The 12,086-nt window shown below is 30.4% G+C and carries 10 protein-coding genes; 2 read left to right on the forward strand and 8 right to left on the reverse strand.

Annotated features, from left to right (window positions below; all coding sequences use genetic code 11):
* The first annotated feature begins 60 nt into the window (after positions 1–60).
* Positions 61–1,350 (forward strand): MFS transporter, encoded by a 1,290-nt coding sequence (locus IPK88_05235; GenBank protein MBK8242809.1) that lies wholly within the window; start codon positions 61–63, stop codon positions 1,348–1,350.
* Positions 1,351–1,451: 101 nt separating this feature from the next.
* Here the strand turns inward: IPK88_05235 and IPK88_05240 are convergent, their stop codons facing one another.
* The 8 genes from IPK88_05240 to IPK88_05275 form a co-directional block, all read right to left on the reverse strand.
* On the reverse strand, positions 1,452–2,195 hold the full coding sequence (locus tag IPK88_05240) for a carbon-nitrogen hydrolase family protein (protein MBK8242810.1): 744 nt from the start codon (positions 2,193–2,195) through the stop codon (positions 1,452–1,454).
* Between the two features lie 98 nt (positions 2,196–2,293).
* Positions 2,294–2,704: an SRPBCC domain-containing protein gene (locus IPK88_05245; protein ID MBK8242811.1), complete on the reverse strand. Its 411-nt coding sequence runs from the start codon at positions 2,702–2,704 to the stop codon at positions 2,294–2,296.
* A 56-nt stretch (positions 2,705–2,760) separates the two neighbouring features.
* Entirely contained in the window at positions 2,761–3,111 is a 351-nt protein-coding gene (locus IPK88_05250; GenBank protein ID MBK8242812.1) for a DHCW motif cupin fold protein, read from the reverse strand.
* 64 nt (positions 3,112–3,175) lie between these two features.
* The gene (locus tag IPK88_05255) at positions 3,176–3,517 is read right to left on the reverse strand and encodes a DUF1801 domain-containing protein (GenBank protein ID MBK8242813.1); all 342 of its coding nucleotides are present in this window, start codon (positions 3,515–3,517) and stop codon (positions 3,176–3,178) included.
* Positions 3,518–3,620: 103 nt separating this feature from the next.
* Entirely contained in the window at positions 3,621–5,669 is a 2,049-nt protein-coding gene (locus tag IPK88_05260; protein MBK8242814.1) for a S9 family peptidase, read from the reverse strand.
* Between the two features lie 98 nt (positions 5,670–5,767).
* The gene (locus tag IPK88_05265) at positions 5,768–6,253 is read right to left on the reverse strand and encodes a hypothetical protein (GenBank protein MBK8242815.1); all 486 of its coding nucleotides are present in this window, start codon (positions 6,251–6,253) and stop codon (positions 5,768–5,770) included.
* A 37-nt stretch (positions 6,254–6,290) separates the two neighbouring features.
* Positions 6,291–9,866, reverse strand: coding sequence for an ABC transporter permease subunit (locus IPK88_05270; GenBank protein MBK8242816.1), 3,576 nt, complete (start codon positions 9,864–9,866; stop codon positions 6,291–6,293).
* Positions 9,867–9,886: 20 nt separating this feature from the next.
* Entirely contained in the window at positions 9,887–10,759 is an 873-nt protein-coding gene (locus IPK88_05275) for an ABC transporter ATP-binding protein (GenBank protein MBK8242817.1), read from the reverse strand.
* A 113-nt stretch (positions 10,760–10,872) separates the two neighbouring features.
* On the opposite strand from IPK88_05275, the gene IPK88_05280 reads away from it, so the two are divergent.
* Positions 10,873–12,024, forward strand: a complete 1,152-nt coding sequence (locus IPK88_05280) for an FAD-dependent oxidoreductase (protein MBK8242818.1) — start codon at positions 10,873–10,875, stop codon at positions 12,022–12,024.
* Positions 12,025–12,086: the final 62 nt, after the last annotated feature.

Genomic DNA, 12,086 nt, shown 5'->3' on the forward strand with positions numbered 1-12,086 from the left:
AAATTCATGACTTTAGTTACAATTTTTGTAATCTTGCAGACTAACTAAATAAAAGTTCAGATGAACGAGAGTAACAAGAAAGCTGAATTAGGATGGGTTATGTTTGACTGGGCGAATTCATCCTATTCATTGGTTATTTCAACTGCCATATTTCCCACTTTTTTTATTGCTGTTACTGATTCATATATACCAGTCTTTGGCTTAAATATATCAAATTCCTCTATCTACGCATTTTCAGTTTCTATAGCTTATTTAATGATATGTCTAATTTCGCCCATCCTTTCCGGTATTGCTGATTATAGTGGCAGTCGAAAACTGTTTATGCGATTATTTACTACTACAGGATCTGCTGCATGTGCAGCATTATTTTTTTTTGATGGCATGAATCACATTTGGTTGGGTGTTTTAGCATTTATTATTGCGACTTCCAGTCATGCTGGTTCTTTAGTATTTTACGATGCTTTTCTTCCAGAACTAGTTCCTCCAAATCGCAGGGATAAATTAAGTGCAAGGGGTTATGCTTATGGTTATATAGGGAGTGTAATACTATTAATTATAAATATAATTGTAATTCAAAAACCTGAAATGTTTGGGTTTAGCAATATATCCATACAACAACATATACCTATCAGATTAGCATTCCTAAGTGTAGGCATATGGTGGTTCGGCTTTTCACAATTTTCATTTTCACGATTACCAGATGATATTGTAAAACCAAAAGAGAAAATACAATTAAATAAAGGACTTAATGAACTTCGTAAAGCTTGGAAACAAATAAAGCATCATCCTAGTATCTATTACTATTTAGTAGCTTTTTTCTGTTATAGTGCTGGAGTTCAAACTGTAATCTATTTAGCATCTGCATTTGCAGAAAAGGAATTACATTTTGAATCCTCAGAATTAATTTTAGTTATACTCATTTTACAATTAGTAGCTATAGGCGGTGCATATTTGTTTGCTCATATCTCAAAACTAAGTAATAATTTATTAAGCATGAGATACATGTTAATGGTTTGGATTGTAATTTGTGTGATGGCTTACTTTGTTCAAAGTCACATGATGTTTTACTTTATTGCTGCTTTGGTAGGAATGGTCCTAGGAGGAATTCAAGCAATTTCTAGATCAACATATTCTAAAATTATCCCACAGGAAAGTAAAGATGTAAATTGTCTTTTTAGTTTTTATGATACCGTATATTATACTTCAATTGTCAGTGGAACATTTATCTTTGGAATAGTAGATCATCTTACTGGTAATATGAGATATAGTGTACTGTCACTTGCTGTATTTTTTATTGGTGGTTTAATTCTTCTAAAAAAGGTAAAATTAAATGCTATTGCGGTTGACTAACTTATCTAAACTTATTTTATTTATTTAATATTCAAAATTCTCATTGAATTTAATAGCTCTTTAATCTTTCAAACCTATTTAATATAACCATGAATAATAATCTATTCATATATGATTTTTGAGCCGCACGATTCTCCATTTTTTTCTATTAGTAATAATCCAGCGTTGACATCATTTAAAGAAGAAATACAATGTCCATCGTTATTCCAAAATCCGCTTTGCCCACCCGCTGACATTCCATAAGATTCACCAACATAATTTGACATTAGAATATTCATTTGATAATTCTTGGAATATAGTGCTAAAGATTGGTATGCTTTGGGAATTCCTTGTGGTGAGAAAAAAATACTGGGAATATATAAAGTACTATGATTCTTTGCTGCATTCTCAGGGTGAATAGAATGATCAATATCCGCACAAATAGCAAGTTGAATGTTTTCCGATTCCAATTTAATGGTAGGATTAAAATGATGCGAAGCAGAAAAGCACTGTTCTTCTCCATCATGAAGAAATTGCTTTGTATATATAAGTGTTGGTGAATTGGGTTGAAAAATAAATGACCCAATAAACAAGGAATTATTAATTTGAATCGGAGCTCCTGCAATAATGATTAATTTATTTTCTGTAGACAATTTCTTAAATGTGTCAAGCCTTTTGTCATCTGTCGAAAAGGAAAATTTATGGGCATCTTCTCGCTCATAACCTGTAATAGACATTTCAGGAAATACGATCAGTTGTGCTCCGTTAGAGGCTCCCAATTCTATCCAATGGTAATGATCTAGTAAATTTTTATGAATATCTCCCCGCACCGGTCGCGTTTGAGCTGCACATATAATGAGTCCCATCTTATAATATAGTTTTATTGCGTCAATTGAATAATTATGATAACATTCTAGCCATAAATGTATATTTCTAGTATTGCTGGATTTAAAGACCAAAGTAATTATTTATACATGCTTGCATTTTTTAAATATAATTTCCATGGCTTCCAATAAAATTCATGCCAACCTTTACTAATACTTTCTGCATGTTGTATTGGGAGATTGGCATGTACAACATTGATCACAACATCTTCATTATGTTGAAGGAAATAGATAATAAATGTAGAGTCTATGTCTGAATTATCCCAATCGCTTGCTCTCCAGGATTGGACAATTAATGAATTATTAATAAGTTGGAGATTTCTACCGATAATGTATCCATCGTATACAACAAAGTTAGTACCCTCCTTTTGTTTTATATTGGCTTTACTTCCTGTGACTTCAGAATGCTTTTGTTCATCCATATATAGCTTATATAGCTCATCGGTGGTGGTATTTTTAAATGTGATTTTTTGTACTATGGTTTTGGTCATTTACGATTTTTTTATTAAAGAATTAATAGATTTCATTTAAGATTATATTATATGATTTATTCCATTCTTAATTTCAGGAATTCACCATCAATAATTAATAATTTGGCACCATTTTTTGAAATAGACAGATGAGAACTTAAACTATCAGAAACTATATATGTCATTCCACGATTAAGTTCAAATATTTTTTGTTCTTGATGTCTACATATAAAGCTACCTTCTAAACAATGTACAATGTGTCCTTTTTGGCACCAATGATCTGCTATGTAATTGGGTGAATATTCAACTATCCTGATTCTAAGACCATCGAAATCTAAGGTCTGCCAAGTGGCTATACCCATTTCACCATGATGCTGTATTTTTTCTACTTGATCCCAATTTATTGCTTGAAATGTAATGTTATACATGATAATTTCGTTTCTTTTTAATTAACAAACTAAAAATAATATTTTATAAATTAAATCTAATTTATTAAAATTTCAATAATTTTTTCAAAATATTTTTAATAATTACCATTGGTAAATCTTCATTAGGATCAATTAATAGAATTTTCATTCTTGATCTATTTTCAGATAATAGATAGCATTCATCAAAATATTTACCATCTACAATACCTAAATAAGGTTTGCCATATTTTCTATGAATCCATAAATAACAAATCATTTTATCATTGTAACAAAAGAATGGCATTCCATATTTCCATGAATTCACAATTTGGCTATCATAAGAAAGAATAATATCTCTTAGAGCAATTAAACAACCTTTAATCGGTTCATCTTTACATAAATAAAATCGATCTAAGTTTTCTTGCATCCAATTTAATTCAATAGCATTTTTAAATATCTATTTGCCATAATACTTACAATAATATCAATAAAAATAATTTGCATTAATATGGTTTATATACAATGAACCATCATTTTAAATAGGTTTCTAACCATGAATGCAATTCCTGATAGAAAAATCGACTATTTTCAGCTTTTAAAACCCAGTGATTTTCCTCTGGAAAAACTATTAATTTGCTTGGTATTTTTTGTCTTTGGAGTATATGCCAATTCTCAATAGAATTATTAACAGGAACTCTGTAATCAAGTTCACCTACAGTAACTAACATTGGAGTTCTAAATTGATTAGCATAAGTAAAAGGATTCTGTTCTCTCCAGATTTTTGATTGAGACCATGGCACTCCCGCATTCATACGTTCACGACCAATAATATCATCGCTTGTTCCCCATTGAGAAACACTGTTTACTAAACCTGCATGACTAATTAAACATTTATAATGAGTTGTGGTAGCTTGTAACCAATTGGCAAGATGTCCTCCATAGCTGGCACCACCTGCAGCTTGTTTTGATCCATCAATAAATGGATAACGCTTTATAGCCTCAACTGCAGCTTCATTAATTTCTAAACCCGGCCCTTTAAAAGGATCATATTGTATATCTTGAGAAAATTTTTCTCCATAGCCTGTTGAACCCGTGTAATCAGTTAAAAGTAATATATATCCTGGTTTTGCAAGTAATTGGTAATTCCACCGATAAGACCAATTTTCTTTCCAGGAACCAGCTGGTCCTCCATGCATTACAACAAATAACGGGTACTTCTTTTGAGGATTAAAGCCTGCAGGTTTTATTAATAAATTTCTAATCTTTTTTCCTTGTGAAGAGGTAAACCAAAATGTTTCACCATTATCCAAATCAAGTGTTGATAATTTGTCTGTATTAAATTTTGTTAAAAAAATAAAACTACCATCTGGGTTAAGTTTTACAATCTCAGGAGGCATAGTCCCAGATTCATAATTAGCAACAATTGTAGTAGTGCCGGTTGTCGAAACACGAACATTAGTAAAACAACCATATACACTATTACTGAATTGTTTAAGAGCTGAATCTTGTAATGATAATGAATATATGAAATCTTTTCCCTGACTTTCAACACTTAGATAAATATTATCTTTTTGTATTGTCAAGTTGTTTGTCTGTCTGTCCAGTTTTTGAGTTAAAATCGTTTTATTCTTCATTTCGGGAAAATCAAATCGAATGAGATGATTCATATTATAAACTTTGTTATTGTTTATCTTATTTCCAAAACAGAACAAATATTTTCCATCAGAACTTATAATAGAATTGCTATATGAATACATTTCACTTGTTAATACTTTAGCATCACCTCCATAAATGGACACAACATACAGATTCGAGGAGGGTTCCTGATAAGCACTCGTGTTAAATTCAGTGCTGGCTGAAAAAATGATTGATTGGCTATCAAAATTCCAATTTGCTGATGCAGCATTGAATCCAGAAAGTTGACTTATTTGGACATCTCTAAAAATATTTCTAGCAGCACTGTCTGGTGAAGCACTTTGGACATAAATATGATTCTGCTTTTCATCATTCCATTTATCCCAACTGCGTATTGGAAATGTGGTGTAAACCCGTGCCTTATATTTAATTTTCTTTTTCTCCTCCACCATTTTTTTATTCGTTGAGTCTTCATAGCATTTTGGATATATACTACTTGTAAAAATAATTTTATTACCATCAGGACTCCATTTAGGTGAATTTGCACCGCTTGAAAGTTTTGTAATTTTTTGAGCTTCACCACCTTCTTTAATATTCAAAATATAAATTTGAGACTCTTCATCTCCATCTCTTTTAGCAGAAAAGGCAATTTTTGTTCCATCAGGATTCCAAGTATACCCTCCTTCTCCGGCTTTGCCACTAGTAATTTTTCTAGGTGAGGACTTTCCATCGCTGGAGACTATCCATAAATCATTAATTTGTTCCTTTTCATCATAAGAAGGTTCTGTCACATTAAAAACAACCCATTTTCCATCAGGGCTTAATTCTGGTGAACCTACTCTTTTAAGTGACCACATATCTTCATGGGTAATGGGTTTTTTATCTTGTGTATTTCCATTAAAATAAATGAATATTATAAGTAAAAAAGATATAGAATATTTCATGGATCTAGGTTTTAATTTGAAGAAGCAAGTTACAATTAGTTTATTTAATTTATAAAAAAGCATGGTGCAATTTATTTGAATTCAAAAAATAAATCAACTTAGTAATGTATCAGTTTCATTTTTTCTTTGTTATAAAAAAAACTATGATGCATATTTTCACTAATAAAAATTTTCAATGCTTCACTAGTTGTAAATTTTTCGATTATATTTTCTGTAACTTCAGAAATAATTAATAATTTAGAGTCCATTTTTTCAATCTTATACAGATTATACGTTGAATTAGATTGATCTGACTTGATTTCCCATAAATTGAGAAATTTTGTTGTATTTATGACTGAAATATAAGCATTGTATTTGGTTTCCTCTCTTTCATCTTTGTTATATTTTATAATTTCATAAATAAACGAATCCAATGACTTGATTTGATAATGTTCTTTTTCATCCTTTGAATCCTTCCAATCACCTAACAATTGAGAATCAATTCTTATTTGTGGTGAATCAATAGGAATTGTAGATTCATATGGACATGCTCCAAAAAAGATGCTTAATGAAGCAAGTAATATCATATATTTTAGTTTTTGCATATCCAATTTTTATTATATTATATGATCTAAGTTTAAATTATTCTTCTTTAAGTACTTTCACATTATCATCTGGAATTCTATCAATCAAATAATTATATGGATCAATACCAGCATTATATGGAAGTTTGTTTGTTCTAAAGGTAAATTTATTTTCCTTTTTATCTAATTTTAATCTTTGCATCAATAATGGTTCACCAAGGTTCTTCTTATTATCTGATTTTGCAAATATCCCAATATCTATATAGTCAGATATTGGTGTGGAAACCTCCTTCCCAAGTGTATCTGCATAAAATTTTTCAGAGTTTGTTATAAGGTTAACTTCATATTCGTTACCGACTTTCTTATATTTGGCTTCAACCATTCGATTGGAGAATAAAGTAATTCTTTCAAACATATCATTTATTAAATATTGCAAACTATCTGGAGTAACTTTTCTAAATGCTCTAATTGCAGAAACAGAAGTTGCATAGGGTGGATCCCGATATGCAAAAGTATCGAGTAAACTTCGAAGTGCTTCATTTACTTTATTTTCTCCGATCATTTCTTTTAAACCATACATGATTACACTTGCTTTTTGATAATGGATATATTGTTGATGTTCAGTATACATTAATGGTCTTTCAGCTTCAAATTCACTACTTCTACCACGCAAATATCCATCCATTTCATATTTAAGAAATTTTTTCATTTTGTTCTTTCCATATTCCTTTTCCATAACCATCAATGCTGAATATTGGGCAAATCCTTCACTCATCATTTCACTACCTTGCATATTCGCTCCACAAAGCTGATGAGCCCAATATTGGTGACCCATTTCATGAGCAACAATATAAAATACTTGATCAATATCATCATTTGTTACTTGACGCAAATCAGCAATAAATCCAACACTTTCACTATAAGGCATCGTTCCTGGAAAAGCCTGTGCAAAACTAGAATATCTTGGAAATTCAATGATTCGACATTGCTTATGGTGGTATTTTCCAAAATTTTGAGTATAATATTCCAATGATTTTTCCATTGATTTTAACATATTTGGAACATTATATTCATGTTCGGGAATATAATATACTTCTAAATCTATCCCAGACCAAACTTTTCGTGCTACTTTATATTTTGCAGAAATGAAAGAATAGAAAGCCAATGATTTTTCATCTAATTTATAATTGAAATATTTCTTGCCATTGGCTTCCCAGGATTTTATTAAACTGCCTGGGGCTATTGCAATTTGATCCAACGATGTACTAATGGTTGTATTAACTTCAACCCAATCGGCATCATTACTTATGTAATTATTTGCCCTCGCATTTAGATCATTTTCATCCAGTCCAGGCATCCTTATCCGCTTTGGTAACTTTAGTTTAATTCGCTTGTTTTTGTCCCTGATTTCAGAATTTGCATCATATCCAAGGGACGGAGTTATATCGCCATTATTGAAAAAAGTACCATTTTGTGTTAGTTGAGTAAAACTAACTTCATTCTCAAATCCCTTTGTTAATCTAGAAACTTCAAATTGAATTAAAATAGAATCAGATGGTTGCAGCGGTTTATTCAAAGTATATATTCTATAATTCAATCTGGTATCATTGAGCTTTAAGTTACCTCCACTAATGATAATGTCGACACTATCTGGTATTTGAGGCATGCTAAAATGTAACTCTTGTATGGGTTGATTTGATTTATTTATAGCCCAAGCATCTATTGAAGCTGTCATGCTTCTTTCATAAGGAAGTATATCAATGGTATAATTAAATTTGTAAAAACGAGGTTGTATTAAATTTTCATATTTTTTATAAGTTTTCTCATAATCCACCTGCTTGGTTTCCAGTTCTTTTTCGGAGTCATATGTATTCAAAACTTTTGTGTTATAAAATACAAATCCACAACACAAAGTAAAAACAACAGCCCATAAAATAATGGACATTTTATTTTTTGATAATACAAAATTTGAATATCTTAATCTTTGTCTAAAATCTGTTTCCTTACCACGAACATAAAATGATAGAACTATATAAACTAAAATTATAGAAAAAATTATCCAATAAATATTAAACCATATTGTAGATGGTATAAATGGACCAAAACCATTCATGTCAGAATAAGTAACGGTTGGTGTAGATCCAAATTTTACCATATTGGTGCTAATTTTTAAAACACCCCAAATAAATTGGTTTAATATGATAAATGATACAAATGCAAAATAAGCTATATATCTATTATTGATCATGTAATGAAATAATAAAGCAATAATAATTAAAAATGAAAATGATAACAAATCCATAATTAATAAAGAATTAATATAAACATCAAGCTGATACCTGTAATATCCAAATGCAGTCTGAGCAATGATACCAATAATCATTGTAGTCATAAGAATAAAAGCTACTGCAGCAATGAGTGCAATTATTTTTGAAACAAAAAAGATGGAAGCTTGTATTGGAGTGGCATCTTGAATTTCATTTATTTTAACATCACGTTCTTTCCAAACCAAGACTCCTGTATAAAATGTTATAATAGCTATTAGAAATAAATAAAATGAACCCTTTATAGTATCAATGATATCGTATGTTACAGGATATTGATCTGTTCCGTACCTTCCGGTAAAACTTGTTAAGGACGCAATCAAATTCAATAAACCTATTATAACAATAATAATAAAAGTTGGGTTTTTCAAAATGGCTTTTGTCTCGAATTTAATTAAATACCATAATTTAAAAAATGAAAACGTATTATCATAGGTAAGCAAAACAGGATTAATAGCTTTTGCTGCTGAATTGGTCACTTTTATTTCTTTAATTTCTTTTTTAGGTTTCTGGCTTTTTGTACTAAATGAAAATTTGGTATACGTAATTAATAATATAAATAAACTAATACCTAACCATAATATTCTGTTGAATAGAAATGCGCCAATAAGTGGTACAGCATTGATATTTTTTTCATCTACTGTCATGTATTTGGCAATGATGCCTTCTGGTCTAAATCCAAATGGATCAAGAATATTAGCTAACCATTCCTTCTCAAGGTCTTGTGTGAATCCAGAAGATACTATATAAAATATTAAAATCAACATCGCACCTATGAATGAAACCATATTACTCCTAAAAATTATGGCTAAAGTGTATAATAAAACTGCTGTAATAATAGTATTTGGAATGCCGAACGAGATTAATCCTTGTATATGACCACTCCAAATTACATCTCCATATCTTTCAGCTTGAGCCCACGGCATTAATGGTCCAATTAAACTTCCTAATGATACACCCAATAATGGAAAGATAGCTATGGTAGAAGCTCCAATAAATTTTCCAAAATAGTAATCTCGTTTTTTAATCGGAGAAGAAAACACAAATTGATACATACCATGTTCAAAATCCCTATTTGCAGAAGCATTAATAAATGCTGTTGTCATTAAGAGACAAATGAGCGACATGACACCATAATATGTTTGAATTACAAAAGGTGCATTTTTGTGTACACTACCTACTCCTCCACCTATGGTAATACTGTCTGATGACACTGCTCCCATGACTAATAAAGTAATTATGATAAAGAATATCCAAGTCATGGGTGAATAAATCCAATACTTCCATTCGTGTCGTATAAATTTCCACATAAATCCTTAATAATTAGATGTTAAACTAGTTCGTTTAATTTGGCAAAAAATACATCTTCTAAGCTTTCTTCCACTTGTACAAAATCATCTTGTAATTCCGTATTTGAAAAAGCATGAATTAATGGTTTACCACCTACTAATTTATTTGAGATAATTTTATAATTCGTTTGATATTGTTCCAATTCATTTTTATTTACTTTTCTTTCCCATACCTTTCCTTTTATTTGATTTAAAGCTTCGTCCGTATTCCCACTAAATAATAATTTTCCTTTATCCATTATAGCCATTTGAGTACACAGCTCTCTAACATCTTGGACAATATGAGTGGACAAAATCACAATTATGTTTTCACCAATCTCACTCAGAATATTATAAAAACGGTTTCGTTCTCCCGGATCTAAACCAGCAGTTGGTTCATCCACAATAACTAATTTTGGGTTTCCTATAAGAGATTGTGCTATTCCAAAACGTTGTCGCATACCACCACTGTAACTACTTACAGATTTTTTTCTGTGCTCAAATAGATTGACTTTTTCTAGTAAATGCATAACCATTTCCTTTCTCTCTCGAGTATAGATAATACCTTTGAGTAATGCGAGATGATCCAATAAATCAATAGCTGATGTTCTAGGATAAACTCCGAATTCTTGAGGTAAATAACCCAGCACTTTTCTGACTTCCTCTTTATTGTTTAAAACATCAATATCTCCAAGCCTTACAGAACCACTATCTGCATCTTGAAGCGTTGCCAATGTCCTCATCAGAGATGACTTTCCAGCACCATTTGGCCCAAGTAAGCCAAACATTCCGGTATTAATGGTTAAGTTAATATCATTTAAAGCATGTACGCCGTTACTATATTGTTTGTTGAGGTTTTTGATTTGTAATATCATGTTTTATCTATTTATCGATTAATTTTTAAAAGTATATAAAATTACAATTATTGTATAAATATCTAAGATATTCTTGATCTTTGTTTCAAATTCTTATTTTTTAATTAACTATCATGTTTTCGAATTTAAGTTATTGGGAGCGAGATCATTACTTTAACCAAAGTAACTACATAATAATTGGTAGTGGGATAGTTGGCTTGAATGCCGGGATTAGAATACTAGAGTTGGAACCTGGAGCTGATGTTCTGATTATTGAACAAGGTCTAATTTCATCAGGAGCAAGCACAAAGAATGCCGGATTTGCATGTTTTGGAAGTCCTTCTGAGTTGATTGAAGACCTAACAGTAAATCCACCTGAACAGGTATTTAATTTATTTGAAAAAAGATATACTGGTATTCATGATTTATTAAAAAGAAACCATTCAAATGATATCGATTACCAAAAATCCGGTGGATATGAAGTATTTGATGACACTAGTTTAGATTTTAATCAAATCTATCAAAACATAGCCTATTTAAATTCAGAAATAGAAAAAAGGATTCACATTCCAAATTATTTTCAGCTTGATAATCAACGCCTGAAACATTTTCCTCTCAAAGGTTTTACTAATTTAATAGCTACGCCACATGAAGGAGTTATCAATCCAATGAAACTCATAAATCAGTTAGCAATCCGCTTTACAACTTTAGGTGGAAAAATATTAAATGGTCTTTATGTAAATTCAATAGAACAAACAGAAAATAAAATAAAACTAAATTGTAAACCAGAAATTACTTTGCAAACATCAAAAGTACTAATTGCAGTTAATGGATTTACAAAACATTTCTTCCCAAATATTGATGTAATTCCAGCCAGAAACCAAGTGTTAGTAATTAAACCCGAACGGACCATTTCACTGAATGGATGTTTTCATTTCAACAAAGGATACGTTTACTTTAGAACAATCAATGAACATCTTTTAATAGGCGGTGGAAGAAACCTAGATATTGAATCAGAAAATACAATATCAGTAGATAAAAATCCACAGATAACTAATTATCTAATTAATTTTGTAAAGAACCATATTTTGTTTGATCAGAAATTTGAAATTACTGACCATTGGAGTGGAATTATGGGTTTAGGTCCCATTAAATCACCCATCATCAAATTAGTTAATAATCAAATTGGCTTAGCTGTCAGATTGGGAGGTATGGGTGTAGCTATAGGGACAAGTGTAGGCATAGAAGGCGCAGAAATGATCATAAATTCAACATCTTTTAATTAACATTTAACCAAGCATGTCTATTTATTTTATTAGTTCACAAATAAAAATTTCCATAAAAATCA

The organism is Candidatus Defluviibacterium haderslevense (assembly GCA_016712225.1).
Taxonomy (GTDB): domain Bacteria; phylum Bacteroidota; class Bacteroidia; order Chitinophagales; family Saprospiraceae; genus Vicinibacter; species Vicinibacter haderslevensis.